The following is a 16,446-nucleotide window of genomic DNA, read 5'->3' as shown; positions in this document are numbered from 1 at the left end:
GCAGCAGCTTACATCAAACTGCTGAAAGGGATATATCGTACCAGCTCGCCTTGGCGTATGCTCTGCCCTGGTGCAAGATCGATCAGGCCGTCACCCCAGACAGTCGAAGTCAATACACCAGAACTTTGATTGACAAACAAATCCAGGCCACCATCCGCATTGAGGCGCGCGCGCAAGAATTCATTGCGCCTGTCCGGCTTTAACCAGTCGAAGTCAGCACGCACCTGGTAAGCAGCAGGTTCCACTTTTTCTACACCCTGCATGCGCAGGATGAACGGACGCACAAACAGCAGGAAAGTGACGAAACTCGATACCGGATTGCCCGGCAAACCCATGAAAAATGCCTTGCCAACTTCACCAAAAGCCAAAGGCTTACCGGGTTTCATGGCGATCTGCCACATGTTCAGACTACCCTCGGCCTCAACTGCCGGCCTTATATGGTCTTCTTCACCAACAGAAACACCACCGGATGTGATGATGAGATCATGATCCTGGCTGGCATGGCGCAAAGTGTCACGGGTTGAGTCGAGCTTGTCTGGCACGATGCCATAGTCAGTGACGATGCAACCCAGGTCTTGCAATAGGCCATTCAGTGTGAAACGATTGGAATTGTAAATCGCGCCAGGCTTCAAGGCCTCACCAGGCATGGTCAGTTCATCGCCGGTAAAAAATACCGCGACTCTGGGCTGACGCAATACGGGCAATTGTGCCAGACCTACCGATGCAGCCAATCCCAGTTCCTGCGCCCGCAAACGCGTGCCCGCTTTCAATATGGTGGAACCTGCCTGGATATCTTCGCCCTGGCGACGCACCCATTCGCCACTACGTGGCTGGTGCTTGACGATGACAAATTCACCGTCTGCCTGGCATTGCTCCTGCATAACGACCGCATCTGCGCCCGCAGGTATCATGGCGCCAGTGAAGATACGTGCAGCCGTACCTGGTTCCAGCGCCTGTGGCACATGACCAGCCGGTATTCTTTGCGAGATACGCAGACGCGTCTCGCCGCTGGCGCAATCGCTTGCGCGTACAGCATAGCCATCCATCTGGGTATTATCCGCGGGTGGAACATCCAATAAAGACGACTGATCTTCAGCGAGGATGCGGTCATTTGCCGCAATCGTGGGGAGTTTTTCATTATCCCCGGCAGCGCAAACAGGGCGCACCGCTGACAATAAAAAATCTAATGCTTCTTTGGTACTCAACATGGGTTTGGACATGGTTCAGATTTCATCTCAGCGTATATGTGGGCAAGCTAATATATGGGCAAGCTACATTGTAGCCTGAGTCCCCAAGCTTTACTGTATGAGCTGAGAGCAAAGAACCATATCAAATCTTAAAACAATAAATCCGCAGGCAATGATGCATGCGGATTTATTGTTTGGTATGGCTAGCAACAACTTTATCGCCAATCAGGGTGCCAATAACATCTGACCATTCTGGAAAGTTACCCTGACCCTGTCGCCTACGCGATAATAGTTGTTTGGCTCTACCAGGACTGCGCGCTGATCACCATTCGGCAGACGTAAAGTCAGCTCCAGTTTGTTCCTTGGGGTGGAATTACGTTCCATTTCATTGCCTATGACACCACCGGCGATAGCTCCGCCAACGGTAGCCAGATCACGCCCCGTGCCTTTGCCGACCTGATGTCCAAGCACACCGCCTAGCAGTGCACCAACCACCGCACCGCCGCCAGAAGAACCGCCACTGCCGACATTTACCTCACGCACAGCAACAATCGTTGCTGTATCCACATAGGTATTCTGGTATTGCTGCGGATAATTCTGAGGGTTTTGTCCGTAAGCAGGATATTGCGGCTGGGTCTGATATTGCTGTGGATACTGGTTTTGCGCGTGGGCAGGATAACGCTGGACAGCACATCCTGCCAGAGAAACAACAACGGCGATAGTGGCCAGGATAGTAAGCTTGCGCATAATGAACTCCGAAAAAAAGTAATGTACTCAATCAACGCGGTACTCAGACTATTGTTGACCGCAGGCACAAAAATATCACGCGAAGTAACAAAAAATTACGTTTTATTATCAAAACGAAAATTCAATCAAACAATGAAGCAAAAGCTGTTTCAAGTGCTATATCTCCTTGCATCATAGACAATTTTCATTTTGTTTACATGAAAGTTGATGCATATTAAATATAAATAAGAACGATTATCATTTACTTTCAATATTCATTTCGTTACAATTGCGCTTTGATTTTTTTACATTCCTACCTCAGCCATTCTTGAAGAAAAGCCAGCGGTATTTTATTTTCATTATCATCCAGGAAATATTATGGTTCACATCAAGAGTCGCAAGCACTCCAGTTTCAACACGCGCATCAACCACACCATGACGGTGGCAGCGGCGGCATTTTTGCTGCCTATCGCTGCCCATGCCGCTGACCCGGCCTTGCCTGAAGTTAAAGTGACGGCAAAGACCGAGAATGATTTCAAGGCGGACAAAGCATCCTCCCCTAAATACACGCAACCGCTGGTCGATACGACACAAACCATTACTGTCATCAAACGTGAACTGATTGATCAGCAAGGTGCCCTGACACTGACAGAAGCGCTGCGCAATACGCCAGGTGTGGGCGCATTCTTCCTGGGTGAAAATGGCAGTACCAGCACTGGTGACAGCATCTACATGCGTGGTTTTGATAGCTCCAGCAGTATTTATGTAGATGGCATACGTGACCTGGGTTCGATCTCCCGTGATTTGTTCAATATCGAGCAAATCGACGTACTTAAGGGCCCGGCAGGTACAGATGGTGGCCGTGGTGCCCCTACAGGCTCAGTTAATCTGGTCAGCAAACAGGCAACTCTTGATGATGCCATCCTGGGTAATGTGACTGTCGGTAGTGGTAGCCAAAAACGTGTGGCACTGGACTGGAACAAGGCCATCAGTGCTGAACAGGGCTCTGCATTCCGTTTGAATGTGGTAGATCAGGACAGTGGCGTGGTTGGCCGCAATGAACTCAAAAACAAACGCTGGGGTGTTGCGCCATCTTTCGCTTTTGGCCTGAAGTCTGCTACCCGCATCTATGTGAATTACCTGCATGTGCAGCAAGACAATGTACCTGATGGTGGCGTGCCCACTGTAGGTCTGCCTGGCTATACCAGCCCTGATCCAAAACGTCCTTTCATTGGATCTGCACCTAAAGTCAATCCAGAGAATTTCTATGGCTCTGTCAATGACTTTGACAAAGTCACAGCTGACATGCTGACTGGCCGTATTGAACATGACTTCAGCGACAAGGTAAAACTGATCAACACAGCACGCTATGGTAAAACCAGCCAGCATTACCTGCTAACATCCTTCATGGGTTCCACAGCCAATTTGCTGACGCCATCAACAACTGATCTCTCTACCTGGACACTGGCACGCGGTACGCGTACTTTGAAAGACCAGGAAAATGAAATTCTGACCAACCAGACCAACCTGGTGGCAGACCTGGACCTGAGTGGTTTGAAACACAGCCTTGTCGGCGGTGTTGAAATTACCAGCGAAAAACAAAATACCTGGGGCAATGATGGCCTGGGTACTTTGCCAGCAGCTAATTTCTACAACCCCAATCCCCGTGACCCTGTGACTGGCCTGAACCCGGTACGTAATGCCGTCTTTACCCGTGGTGCAACCAATACAGCCAGCGCCTATGTATTTGACACAATCAAGTTCAGCCCTGAATGGCAAGCCAATGCAGGCGTACGTATAGACCATTACACGACAGATTATTCTGCCGTGAGCCTGTCCACAGCTACGGCCAACCCTACCTTGCCAGTTGGCACGCCAGTTCCCACCAACCTGAATATGACCGGTAACCTGGTCAACTTCAAACTGGGGGCTTTGTACAAACCAACCAAGGACAGCAGCGTCTATGCATCGTATTCCACGTCCAAGCAGCCGCCTGGTGGTTCCAACTTTGCATTAAGCGCATCTGCCAGCAGCGCAGCCAATCCAAAGTTTGATCCGCAAGAAACCAAGAATATGGAAATTGGTACCAAGTGGGATTTGCTGGATCAAAAACTGTCTTTCACAGCAGCGATCTATCGTACTGAAGTATCCAATGAAGTCGTACAAAACCTGACAGATTTGCTGTACTACCAGACAGGCAAAAAACGCGTGCAAGGTGTAGAGCTGGGCGTGACAGGTGCGATCAACCGCAACTGGCTGGTCAGCGCAGGTTACACACGCATGGATACCAGTGTTGAAAGTGGCCCACTGGTGACTGCCAGCGGCATCAACAATCTGAGCTACACGCCTAAACAAAGCTTCACTGCCTGGACTTCTTATCAGTTACCTATGGGTATCAAGATTGGCGGCGGCGCACGTTTTGTTGATGCACTGTTGCGCGGCACGGATGGTGCAGTAGGTACACCGGCAAAAACAGAAGCGTATTGGGTATTTGATTCCATGGCCAGCTATGCCATCAACAAAAACATAGACCTGCAACTGAACATCAATAACATCGCTGACAAAGTCTATGTTGCTGCCATCAACAAAAGTGGTTACCGTTATACTCCAGGTACACCAAGGGCAGTCAGCCTGACAGCAAATGTAAAATTCTAAGGTAAGCAAACTGGCCCCTCGACTTGAGGGGCTTTTTTCTGGAGCGTTCGTAATGATGTTACATATACCTGGCGTGCTCAGCCGTGAGCAAGTCAGCGCAATAAGACTAAGGCTGGACGCAGCCAACTGGGTTGATGGCAAACAGACTGTAGGGGCACAAGGCGCCCAGGTTAAACGTAACCGCCAACTGCCTGAACATTCTGCGCTGGCACAAGAACTGGGTCACATCGTTCTGGCAGCATTAAAAAACAATCCCCTGTTCTTTGCCGCCGCCCTGCCCTTGCGCATCGTGCCGCCCCTGTTTAACTCTTATGCCGGTGGTGAACACTATGGCCTGCACGTAGATGGCGCTGTGCGCAATGTTGCTAATGCTACCAATGTCAACTATAGCTTGCGTACCGACGTATCTTCTACCCTGTTCCTGTGTGACCCGGAAGAATATAATGGTGGCGAGCTAGAAGTGGTTGATACCTATGGCACACATGAAGTGAAATTGCCTGCCGGTGACCTGATACTCTACCCATCAACCAGCCTGCATCAGGTCTTGCCAGTTACCCGTGGCGAACGCGTATGCTCTTTCTTATGGACACAAAGCATGATACGCGACGACGCCCGCCGCACCATGCTGTTTGAAATGGACCAGAACATCACCCGCCTGCGCAGCTTGCTTGGTGATAGTGTAGAAGTATTAAGCCTGACAGGCCAGTACCACAATCTCTTGCGCATGTGGTCAGAAACCTGAACTTGCTTACCACCTGCAAATTAAACAGCAAAGCCCGCAAAGATAAATTTCCATGCGGGCTTTCTTACTTAAAGGTAAACTTGCCTTAACCGAAGACTATCCATCCCAGCAAACGTACTCAGACCAGACAAACATGAAACTTGACAAGCACACCAGCCAGTCTGCCAGGAGCATGGATGTTTAAGCCGTTTGCCGATTACCTGTCAAATAAAAGATTTGCATCCCTGGATGGCTTGCGCGCCATCAGCATCATCGCCGTCATCTGGCATCACACTGCGCCTGCGGGCATCAATGAAATATTGACCAGCATAGGTGCACAAGGTGTGCAATTGTTCTTTGCCATCAGCGGTTTTTTGATCACGACCTTGTTGCTAAGAGAACGAGAACGCAATGGCAAGATAGACCTCAAGGCGTTTTACCTGCGCCGTTCATTGCGCATCTTCCCGCTGTATTACGGTACCCTGGCGCTGTATATCGTCCTGGTATATGCACTGGAAAGACATTCTGAAGTGGGCCAGGCTTTCTTTCATAACCTGATCTACTTTGCGACTTACACATCAAATATCTTTGTTGCCCTGGATGGAAGGGTCATTTTTTATTTTGCCTGGTCACTGGCAGCGGAAGAACAATTCTATCTGGTGTGGCCACCACTCTTATTACTCGCAGGTTCAGTCAAAAGAGCCAGCATCATCCTGATCAGCGTCATTGCAGTTTGCGTAGCAAGCCAAATAGCAGGGCTGCACGCATTCGATATCATACAACTACCGATCGTCATCGGTGCCTTGCTGGCGATAGGCTTAAACAATGAGCAGCACTTTAGCTGGCTCTACCGTATCCTTGGGCAGACATGGTCAGTACCTGTGTTCTTCATAGCACTGCTGCTAGTCTTGCTTGGCAATGTATCGCCTGGCTTTGTTACCTCGATATTGTTTGCGGGTCTGGTTGGCGCTTGTGTCATTCGGGAACACCATCCCTTGGCACCCATACTGTCATTGAAGCCCATCGCCTATCTGGGGTCGATCAGCTATGGCATGTATATGCTGCACATGTTGTGCAAAAACTTTGTCACCAAACTTTTTGCTGTCTTGCAGATTCACGAACCAGGCATTACGGTTTTCTTGCTGACGCTGATTGTAGCTACCATCATCGCCAGCATCAGCTTCCGTTATTACGAATCCTGGTTCCTGAACTTGAAAACCCGGTTGGAGCGTTAAGACAAAATCAGGCACGCTGCCATGCAAACTGCTCAAGCCTGGCAGCAGATTTTCTACGCCCCCCCCTCTGATCAGCACTGGCATCAAACAGCGGTATCAATCCGGCAAACCGGGCAGCCCAGGAATTATCTGCCCTGAACTTGCTCAGGCCATCTGCACTGCTGCGATGCCTCAGGCAAGTCTTGAGCAAAGTCGTAAAATCACTATCCCCATTGTATAAAAACACGCCATCTTCATCTGCCCGCAAAGACATCTCACCAAAGTCAGATGACAAAACCGGTATCCCCAGCGAGCGGTATTCATAGTACTTGATAGGATCAACCGAGGCCGTCAGCAATTTGCGCTTGAATGGTATCAAGCCTACAGAAAATTTTTGCATGGCCTGCATGGCACGCGCATGGCTACATGCTGGCAGGATTTGCACATTCTTTGGCAATGCGCAAGGTGGCGGCGTGAACACTGGCCCTATCAGGCGCACAAGAGCGCGTGGGTCAGTGTTGATCAGGGAAGAGGCCAGCTTGACGACTGCATCCCAATCAAACCAGTGCCCTATCGTACCAACATAGCCGTACACTGGTGACTGTTCTGATCTTGGCAATGCAGGCGGCAGGTTATCGCTGTCACAGGCATTCAGTATCAGGCTCAGTTTGTCAGCCTGTTCAGAAAAACGAGAAACGGCGCTTGAAGAAACCACGATCTTATTGACCTTGGCTGCCAGATTGTCCTCGGTGTATTGCATGGCTTTGCTGGACCAGCCTTCATAGAATGCGGGGAAATCATCCATGGCATCATACATGGATGCCATCTCAGGGTAGCGCGCCAAAACCTGCAAAGCCAGCTTGGATGGTTTGCCCACAACTATCTGTGCTTTACGGTTCCCAACAAATGCGTCTATCTCTACCATGGCTTTGCGCCAAAACCATTGCTGCAAAAACCCGGAAGCAGGCAAAGGTTCTATCGGCAAGGCAGGAACCTTGACCAGTGTTAACCAGTCTGCTTTTTCCGGGTTTTCTTTTTCCTTGAAGGTGCCAGCAATAGCAGATGTCTGCGCAAATTTTGAAGCAAGCACACGTTGCACATCGCTCATGTCTGGCAAACGTGTGGGATACGGGTCTATCCACAATACCTTCGCATTAAATTGCTGATGAAACCAGCGCACAAACTGATGTGGTCTTTGGGCAAAGCTGTTCCACGGAATAGGCGAGAGATAGACGAGGCGCATCATGCAGGCTCAGCTTCAAGTGCGGCTTCGGTATGACTATCTGCAGATTTATCCTGGGCCGCATAATATTGCTTGAGTACGCGCACTATCCGTCCGGCTGCCAGGCCATCACCATACGGCGATACGCCTCTGGCCATCTCCTTGTATGCTAGCTCATCATCCAGCAGCCTTTGTGTCTCTGCAACGATATTGTCGTAATTTGCCCCAACCAGTTTGACTACGCCCTGCTCTACTGCTTCTGGCCGTTCAGTTTCTTCACGCAAGACCAGCACAGGCTTGGCCAGCGCCGGCGCTTCTTCCTGCACCCCACCAGAATCACTGATGATCAGATAAGCACGCTTCATCGCAGCCACGAATGGCGCATAATCCAAGGGTGCGCACAAATGAATATTCGCGCACTCACCCAGCGTTGCATGGGCAACTTCCTTGACATTCGGATTTGGATGCACAGGATAAAGGAACTGCACATCCGGGTTATCCTGCGCCAGCTTCAATATGGCGCGGCAGATATGGGCAAATGGCTCACCAAAATTCTCGCGTCTGTGGGAAGTAATAAGCACCATGCGTTTGCTGGCATCCAGCTCTATGCCCAGGTTCAGTTCACGTTCAGCCGTCATCAATAAAGCATCAATGACGGTATTGCCTGTGACCATGATGTCGCTATCGGCCACACCTTCACGCAAGAGATTCTGGCGTGAACTTTCTGTTGGAGCGAAATGCCATTGCGCGAGACGGCCAGTCAATACCCGGTTTGCTTCTTCTGGAAATGGGTTTTGCTTATCCCAGGTACGCAAGCCAGCTTCAACGTGACCAATAGGTATACGGTGATAAAAACAAGCCAGCGATACCGTCATGACGGTCGTTGTATCGCCTTGCACCAATACCACATCCGGTTTCTCTGCCAGCAAGACAGCATCCAGATCCAGCAACATGCGGCCAGTGAGTGTTGTCAATGACTGGTTAGGTCGCATCATGTTCAAATCAATATCAGCTTCAATATCAAAAAATGACAACACCTGATCCAGCATCTGGCGATGTTGTGCCGTTGCCAGCACCCTGACTTGCGCCCAGGGCTCTTGCTTCAAGGCCAGAATAACGGGAGCCATTTTGATGGCTTCAGGACGTGTACCAACGACACACAATATTTTTTTCATGATGAATTACTTTCAGATTCAGAAATTACTGTCCATGCATTTCAATGCATTTCAATGCAATGAAGGTTTTTGAAATGCTTTTTCCATCGCCCTGGCACGACAATCCCAGTCATTGGCATCTGCCAGATCAGCCAGGCGTCGGGTAAATTCAGGGTCATCCTTCACTGCAAAGGCAGCATCCAGCGCAGTACTTAGCGATTCCACGCTATTGCCAGAAAATACCTCGTCAAATGCGACGCACTCCGCCATATCCGTGGTCACGACCACAGGTTTTTCCAGTGCAAAGTATTCAAATAGTTTGAGAGGTGAAGTGGTACGGGCGATTTCGCCGGGCGCGAATGGAATAAAGCAAACATCAAACTGGCTTGCGTACGCTGGTAGGATTTGATAATCCACCGTCCCCATATACAAAAGATTGTCAGCCTTCACCAGTTTGTCTGAACCACCGTAGTAGTCAGGCCCAATAAACACAAAACCAAGATCAGGGCGGCTGGTAACCAGATCAGCCACGGCCTCGTACCATAGCCAGGGAGCAAGTGCACCAAAATAACCGACTACCTTGCTGTACCTGGCGCGAAATTTTTGCAGGTTTTGCGGTAGCGGCGTGCTCAGGTGTTTGGGGTGACGATAATGCGCAGTATCCACACCGTTTTGTGCGAGGATGACCTTATCTGTGCCGACAGCAGCAACGGCTTCTTCATATAATTTTTTGGCAGATGCCACCACATAATCTGCGCCACCATTGAAAGCGAAATCCTTCAGCGCCAGCAAACGGCGCACGTTTTCTGCATCGCCACTGATTTGCGGATCGATATGATCTATGTACTCATACACCAGCGTGCCACGCCTGCCACTTTCCAGCAGCAGCTCAGGTGTATTGGCATAGGCAGTTGAATACAATGAACGCACCACACCCTGTAATTGATTGACTTCATGTCGGTTCGTAATCCAGACATTTTTCGCCACTTCCCTGCAGCCCTGCACGTCATCACCGGCCCAGTTATCAGTGCGGTAAATGACCAGATAATCTAGGCGACCAAAGGCAGCGGCAATATGCTGAGGACGTTGATACAGAGGTACATTCCAGTCGATCACCAGCTCCTGTATAAAGATGCCCTTGTAATCTGCACGACGCGACAAGACCTGTTGCTGGAATTCAGGCCAGCTTAAATCTGTGTTTTTAGCTGGCTTCATAGCCACTGGCGCACCTGGGTTGTCAATGACGACTGGAATCCCGGCAGCCACCAGCTGTGGTGAATTAAGCGGCAAAGCGGATGCTCTCACCCAGCGCACGAAATCATGCCTTGGCCCATGCAATGCCCAGCGCATTTTTGCTGGCAAACGCCAGAACATAAATTTCGCCAGGTCATAGCAGGCGCGCCCCGGACTTTGAAAGAACTGTTTGAAAAAACGCAAGGGGCGCGTCAATATCCAGGAGTAAGACTGCTTGATCTCCCTGATAGCTTGCTCTTTGTAATGCACATCCAAATTCAGCCTGCTGATTTGTGCATCACGCAGATCAAGTTGCTGGAGCAGCTTATCGTAGTCATCCGCTTTCTTTTGCAGATCGGTTGTTACAATCCGCAACTCGGATTGAACTTTGTATTGCGCCTGCAATGCATGTTCACGGTTCATCAGTTGATCTTTCAGGCTCAGTATCTGCTGTACCTTCTCGTCTATGTCTTGCTGCAGTTTTTCACACTTCAACAACAATTCAGCGATATCCAGTTGCTGCTGTTGATAAGCTTTTTCATGTTGCTGCAACATGTGTTCTTGATGCACACTTTCCAACTCTAGCGATTTTTGAGTTTGCTGTGCCTGCTGTAATTGCAGTTGCGATTCGCTCAGTGAGTTTTGCAATTGAAGCAGTTCAGATTGCACGTCAGTTTGCATCAAGTGCACATGGCTCAAGCGCAAACTTAGTTTCTTAAGCCAGCCCATATCTGCATACATCAAGATGATTTGCTCACCCTGCCACAGGCTGTTTGGCAAAAGACGGCAATCCAGTACCTTGGCCCAAACGAGGCTGAAGCCATTTTCCAGTTGTAACGGGATATTCTCTGGCAAGAAAGAATAGAAATGCTCACTCTCACGCTCCAGCTCGCGGTAAGGCAAGGCCAACACCAGTGCCTTGCTTGCCCGCTGACTCAGCGTTTGCAAAACCTGGTAGGGTTGATGAAAATGCTCCAGCGTGTTCGAAGAAAACACGACATCAAATACATCCTGCTCTGAAGGTGATGACGACAGCCAGTCGGTATTTGTAAACGCCAGGGCGGGATAACGCGCATGCGCCTGCTGTATCGCAGCAGCAGAAAAATCGACACCTTTAATCTGTTCAGCCGGTACATGGCTGGCCCAGACATCAGTGCCATCCCCTTGCGCGCAGCCCCAATCCGCCACACTTAATTTCTCTTGCCTGATTTGATCCAGCAACCAGCCCGGCAATTGCTGAATGGCGATGCTGGCAAAGAAACGCGATTGTTTGTCGCCTTTGCAAGCGACCCAATCATTTTCAAATCGCGCGTCCCAATAATCGCGGGAATTAATTTGTGTTTGCATGTTCGTGTTATCTATCACTGATTAATTTTAATGAAGAGTGCTTCATAGTCTTCAGGCAGCCAGTTTCTTTCGCTTGAGGTCAAGAGCAGGCGCAACAATCTCTTGCGAGATCGGCGGTTGAAACAAACCAAAGAAGCGCTGATCCGCGCGTGAAGAAAAGTAATGCGCCCCCTCTATGTATTCGTAGTAATGAATATCACGGTGCAGACGGTTCTCTACTGCGGCAACCAGCAGATATTTACCAGTGACCAGTGAGTTGGTGAGTGTGAAGCTGACTTCAAATTCTTCATCGTCCGGCAAGCGCCTGGTTTCAAAATCATGGGTAGTAGAAACGATAAGGTCGCTGCCTTTTAAATCTTTGATAGAGACGGCAACGCTTAAATGTTCTCTGTCTATGCTTTGCGGTATGCGCAGGCTGATCCTGATCTCCATGCTTTTGCCCCAGTCATGGACATCACGGCGTGCGCCACTCGCATCCAGCACCGCAGCAGAAAGGATCAAGCCCTTATGTGAACCCCAGTGAGTAACTGGTCGGCTGTCAAGTGCAATGTCTTCCACCACCACTTCAGTCAGTACATTCCCCAATGCAGGAACATTGGCCGAGTGCATGGCTTCATGTTCACCATCGTCGCTGGCATCATCATCCTGAAACATCATTTCCATATAGCGCCCAGTCACAGGAAAGACATCGCCCTGCTCCAGCATACGCCCCTTGTCCAGCCAGATGGCGCGGTCACACAGGGTACGTACCGAGCTAACGTCATGGCTGACAAACAAAATACTGGCACCAGTTTTCTGTATATCCTTGATACGGCGCATGCACTTGGCAACAAAGCGCGCATCGCCCACAGCCAACGCCTCATCCACGATCAAAATCTCAGGATCAACATGAATCGCAATAGAAAACGCCAAACGTGCATACATGCCACTGGAATAAGTTTTGACCGGCTGATCCAGAAAATCACCAAGTTCAGAGAAAGCCAAAATTTCTCCCATGCGTTCCAGCATTTGCTCTCGCGGGAAGCCGAGGATCGCTGCATTCAGCAAAACGTTTTCACGTCCGGTAAATTCAGTATTAAAGCCAGCGCCCAATTCCAGTAATGCAGCCAGCCTGCCATGCGTCGTCACCGCTCCCGATGTTGGTGACAAAGTGCCACATATCATTTGCAACAGGCTGGACTTGCCGCTGCCATTGCGACCTATGATGCCCACGGTCTCACCCGGTGCAATCTCGAACGACACATCGCGCAAAGCCCAAAATTCACGGTAATAAGTCCTGGATCGGGATAAAAGCATTTGCTTCAACCTGTCCTGCGGCTTGTCGTAGAGCTGGTAGCACTTGCTTAAATGCTCTACCTTGATGGAAAACTTAGAGGACATCAGCAAACCCCTTGCGCGTCTTTTGAAACCAGGCAAAACCCAACCAGGCAACAACACCAGACAATAAAAAATAAGCCAGCCAACTTTGCCAATCCAGCGGCTTACCCCAGATCATGGCATCACGACTCTGCTCTATCACCTGAGTCAAAGGGCTGACTTGAACCACGGCACGAAAGCCATCCGGCAAGGCCGCTATCGGATAAAACACCGGCGACAAAAATGTCAGCACGGATACGGCAACACCCACCACCTGATGTATGTCACGAATAAAAACCCCCAGCGAAGCCAGCAACCAGCTCACACCCAGACTCAACAAAACCAGTGGCAATAAAACCAAAGGCAGCATAAAAATCGTCGCAGGCGGCACACCAAAAAATATCGAATAAAAAATCAGCCAGACTGAGAAGCTGACCATCAAATGAAAACAAGCTGCCCCCATCGCCACTACAGGCAAAATCTCCAGAGGGAATATCACTTTTTTGACGTAGTTCACATTACTGACCACCAGGCCAGGCGCACGGCTCACGCATTCAGAAAACAGACCAAACACCATCAAACCCGCAAACAAAACCAAGGCAAATTCTGTCTTCGATTCAGACCCGCCAGCCCAGCGCGCCTTGAACACCACACTAAACACAAAGGTATAAACCGCCAGCATCAACACAGGATTAAAAAAAGACCACAACAAACCCAGCAGCGAGCCTTGATAGCGCACCAACACTTCACGCTTTATCAAACTCACGATGAGCCTGCGATGCTGCCGTAAAGAAGCAAGCAAGTTCAAAGGGGTAATGGACGGTACTGCGTGTGGATTCATTCAATTCATTTCAAAAATTTCGCGACACATTCAGAGTCACCAACTACCAGCACACAGCCACAAAAAGTACAGACGAAACTCATCCTCCCAACAGGGATACGAATGTTCAAAGCCTGAACAAGTGGAGATAATTATTTGAGCAGCATAACTACGGTCACTGCTTCCGCGTCCGGCAAACAGGTGCCGGGCTCACGCACAAGAGCCCGTACAAGCTCACATCATGCAAGCGCTGATTTACTGCGCATCACAGACATACCAAGACGCGCTCTGTCAGGTGGGGATTATAGGGAGGAGACAGGAAGAGTATTTCTAACAAGTGTCGTGCAATTGTATGCAATTTGTACACATGTAGAACGATGGAATTTTTTATATGCGAATATTGCGATTTGAATCTATAGAGAAAATTTCACACAGAATGCCGCATACCCTGAAGCCTGGAAGCTTCCAATATGGCCGCATTGACAGCCATGCCCATAGGAGGAAATTGCAATTTCCCAGCTTCGTTAAAAGCCAGGATCATCAACCCCACTGAGGAAGCACAATCAAATTTTTTCTTGGCATCTTGTACGGAGGATGTAATTAGCGCGTTCAATTCATCTGTAGCGCAGAACACCATCAATACTCCATCTACCAAATCCAGTTCAGCAAGAGGATCAAAATGTCTAATTTTTTTAAGAAAGCTCTCAACGCCCTGTGACAGCTTTACATACACAGCTATGCACGAGACCTGTTTGATTTCCGGCATATTTTCGCTTTTTCTAAACGGTCGCAAAAGGACGTCAAAATTTCGAATCAATCTGTTGTAAATTATTGCCACCCAACCCTCCATAAAAAGTAACAGCAAGTTCTGAAGTTTTTGCGTTAGCATATTATTTGCATCATTACCGACTCTATTTGAATTAAGAGCAGCAGCAACTTCTAATTTGTTATAGGTCTATATGGCGCATGGAGCACTGATTCAGGCGAAATGACATAGCGCTCAAAGAAATCATCTAAACTTTTTGCGACACAAACAGGCTGGCCATCGTCGAAGCCCTCAATCCAGACTTCCGATACAGCCTCTGAGACTGGCTTTAGCCGGAAATGATAACAGTCTAAAAGATAGTCTGAAAAAATGACCCCAAATTCTGACAAATCTTGATTCGCATGCGAGATTTCTTGCAGAGACCAAATTCGCCAATTGTCATCATTCATATTTGACATTCCACCAAGAGACTCATACAACGCAACAACGTCGTCTGTGGCAGGAACACCGATATCATTAAAGACTTGATGTATAACCTCCTTCGGAAACGGGGGATGCATCTCAATGTCTTGATCTCTCCAACGAGTCACAAGTTCGCCAATATTAGACTTGAGACTCATGAAGTCCAACTAATCAAAACAAACTTCACGATATATCTCATTATCTCTCCTGATCGTTTATTTTAACAAACGAGAATGCGCGAAAAAGTCAGAGTACCTCAGTATTAAGGAAAGACTAACTTATATATATCATCCAACCAAACACGCACCTCGTCCATTGATTCAAATTCGTTAAACGTAAGGAAATTCACAAGTTGCGTAATATCAGCTGTTGTAGAAATCATTGATTCAAATTGACTCTTAAGTTCTTTGACATCGAATTTCTTACTCCCATTTCGAACTTCATCTGCAAGCTCATCGATTTCAAACCATTCAATGTGACAATAATCACGCAAAATAGACTTAATAGGCTCAGGCAATTCATTCATAAAATATTCCTTTTCAACCTTGGCAAACTCGGCTGCATGCTTACGCAAAAATTGCAAATCAACCTATCCGAAAACCAAACGCCTTCGCTTCTCTGAATTTCATTGATTCTCTCATTTGATACCAACTCGCACGAAAACCTCTACGCAAAATACTGGCATGTGGCATCTCTGCCGGGACACTCAATTTCACGTTTTCATATGTCAATAATTTATAGTCAGCATCAAGCTCACTGGTGGGGACATATAAATAAAAAAACATCAGGGGTCAGGTCTAACATTCCAACAATTCTATACTATGGAAATCTGCATATTTTTGTTGATAAGCTTGACTGGGCAGCACGACCGTACGGCGATGTGCCAGAGATACTTCACGTAGTTCCTCTGGCCGTAATTGATGCTGGTATTTTTCAACGAATGCTTCGTCACTCAGGAGTAACTGATGCCTGGTCGCCAGCAAAGGAGATGCCAGGCGCACACCTTCCAGCACAAATTTTGCATAGGCCAAACGTGCCTGCTTGCGGTTGGTTCCAAACTGCCCCAGTAACCAGTCGGTATCGAACCAGGATGGTGCACGCTGGTCGCGCACGCACAAGTCATAATTGCTCCAGTGCCATTGCTCTGGTAAGTCAACCATCTTTGCACGCACAGGATTAAGAACAACGTAGCGGGCCAGCTCTAATAGGTGCGCTTCTTTTTGCACCAGAATAGCCTTGTACCTGCCATGGAACAAATGCCCGACTTGTTTGTGTTTGCGATTGAAACGCTGGGTATTCAAACCATTGAGCTGGCGCATGCCACGCGACAAATTACCATCCACGGTTTCCACCAAAAGATGATAATGATTACTCATCTCGCAGTAGGCATGCACCACCCAGTTAAAGCGGTAACAGACCTCTGCCAGCACCGTCAACCACCCCTGCCTGTCTTCGTCATCGAGATAAATATCCTCACGCCTGTCGCCTCGCGACGTCACGTGATACAGAGCTCCGGCAAATTCTAAGCGTAGTGGTCTGACCATGTGTAAAGCATAACATAATGGCTAAGGCATGAAGGCAGA

Annotated in this window: 14 protein-coding genes; 3 read left to right on the top strand and 11 right to left on the bottom strand. The window is 48.7% G+C overall.

What is annotated here, in order from left to right:
- Nucleotides 1–8: 8 nt before the first annotated feature.
- Complete coding sequence (gene glp, locus ACO0LL_RS22975; RefSeq protein WP_422953139.1) at nt 9–1,220, bottom strand: gephyrin-like molybdotransferase Glp; 1,212 nt, start codon at nt 1,218–1,220, stop codon at nt 9–11.
- Between the two features lie 192 nt (nt 1,221–1,412).
- Nucleotides 1,413–1,934 carry a glycine zipper 2TM domain-containing protein gene (locus tag ACO0LL_RS22970; RefSeq protein WP_422953138.1) on the bottom strand — a complete coding sequence of 174 codons (522 nt, stop codon included), beginning with the start codon at nt 1,932–1,934 and terminating at the stop codon, nt 1,413–1,415.
- Between the two features lie 357 nt (nt 1,935–2,291).
- On the opposite strand from ACO0LL_RS22970, the gene ACO0LL_RS22965 reads away from it, so the two are divergent.
- From ACO0LL_RS22965 to ACO0LL_RS22955, 3 genes are all read left to right on the top strand, one after another.
- Nucleotides 2,292–4,568: a catecholate siderophore receptor Fiu gene (locus ACO0LL_RS22965; protein WP_422953137.1), complete on the top strand. Its 2,277-nt coding sequence runs from the start codon at nt 2,292–2,294 to the stop codon at nt 4,566–4,568.
- Between the two features lie 52 nt (nt 4,569–4,620).
- Nucleotides 4,621–5,310, top strand: coding sequence for a Fe2+-dependent dioxygenase (locus ACO0LL_RS22960; RefSeq protein WP_422953136.1), 690 nt, complete (start codon nt 4,621–4,623; stop codon nt 5,308–5,310).
- Between the two features lie 176 nt (nt 5,311–5,486).
- Complete coding sequence (locus tag ACO0LL_RS22955) at nt 5,487–6,524, top strand: acyltransferase family protein (protein WP_422953135.1); 1,038 nt, start codon at nt 5,487–5,489, stop codon at nt 6,522–6,524.
- Nucleotides 6,525–6,531: 7 nt separating this feature from the next.
- Here ACO0LL_RS22955 and ACO0LL_RS22950 read toward each other — a convergent pair whose 3' ends face one another.
- From ACO0LL_RS22950 to ACO0LL_RS22910, 9 genes are all read right to left on the bottom strand, one after another.
- Nucleotides 6,532–7,749, bottom strand: a complete 1,218-nt coding sequence (locus tag ACO0LL_RS22950; protein ID WP_422953133.1) for a glycosyl transferase — start codon at nt 7,747–7,749, stop codon at nt 6,532–6,534.
- Nucleotides 7,746–8,900 (bottom strand): non-hydrolyzing UDP-N-acetylglucosamine 2-epimerase, encoded by a 1,155-nt coding sequence (gene wecB, locus ACO0LL_RS22945; protein ID WP_422953132.1) that lies wholly within the window; start codon nt 8,898–8,900, stop codon nt 7,746–7,748. Before wecB ends, ACO0LL_RS22950 begins: the two co-directional genes overlap by 4 nt.
- Nucleotides 8,901–8,951: 51 nt before the next feature.
- Nucleotides 8,952–11,459, bottom strand: a complete 2,508-nt coding sequence (locus ACO0LL_RS22940; protein ID WP_422953131.1) for a methyltransferase domain-containing protein — start codon at nt 11,457–11,459, stop codon at nt 8,952–8,954.
- A gap of 51 nt (nt 11,460–11,510) precedes the next feature.
- The gene (locus tag ACO0LL_RS22935) at nt 11,511–12,839 is read right to left on the bottom strand and encodes an ABC transporter ATP-binding protein (protein ID WP_422953130.1); all 1,329 of its coding nucleotides are present in this window, start codon (nt 12,837–12,839) and stop codon (nt 11,511–11,513) included.
- Nucleotides 12,829–13,656, bottom strand: coding sequence for an ABC transporter permease (locus tag ACO0LL_RS22930; protein ID WP_422953129.1), 828 nt, complete (start codon nt 13,654–13,656; stop codon nt 12,829–12,831). Before ACO0LL_RS22930 ends, ACO0LL_RS22935 begins: the two co-directional genes overlap by 11 nt.
- 406 nt (nt 13,657–14,062) lie before the next feature.
- Entirely contained in the window at nt 14,063–14,524 is a 462-nt protein-coding gene (locus ACO0LL_RS22925; protein ID WP_422953128.1) for a hypothetical protein, read from the bottom strand.
- A gap of 50 nt (nt 14,525–14,574) precedes the next feature.
- On the bottom strand, nt 14,575–15,021 hold the full coding sequence (locus ACO0LL_RS22920; protein ID WP_422953127.1) for a hypothetical protein: 447 nt from the start codon (nt 15,019–15,021) through the stop codon (nt 14,575–14,577).
- Nucleotides 15,022–15,125: 104 nt separating this feature from the next.
- Complete coding sequence (locus ACO0LL_RS22915) at nt 15,126–15,389, bottom strand: hypothetical protein (protein WP_422953126.1); 264 nt, start codon at nt 15,387–15,389, stop codon at nt 15,126–15,128.
- Nucleotides 15,390–15,660: 271 nt separating this feature from the next.
- The gene (locus tag ACO0LL_RS22910; protein ID WP_422953125.1) at nt 15,661–16,362 is read right to left on the bottom strand and encodes a transposase; all 702 of its coding nucleotides are present in this window, start codon (nt 16,360–16,362) and stop codon (nt 15,661–15,663) included.
- Nucleotides 16,363–16,446 lie beyond the last annotated feature (84 nt).

The sequence above is a fragment of the Undibacterium sp. TC4M20W genome (assembly GCF_049340245.1).
GTDB lineage: Bacteria > Pseudomonadota > Gammaproteobacteria > Burkholderiales > Burkholderiaceae_D > Undibacterium.
The sequence above is the reverse complement of the archived record's forward strand: the minus strand, read 5'-3'. Positions and strand labels throughout refer to the sequence as shown.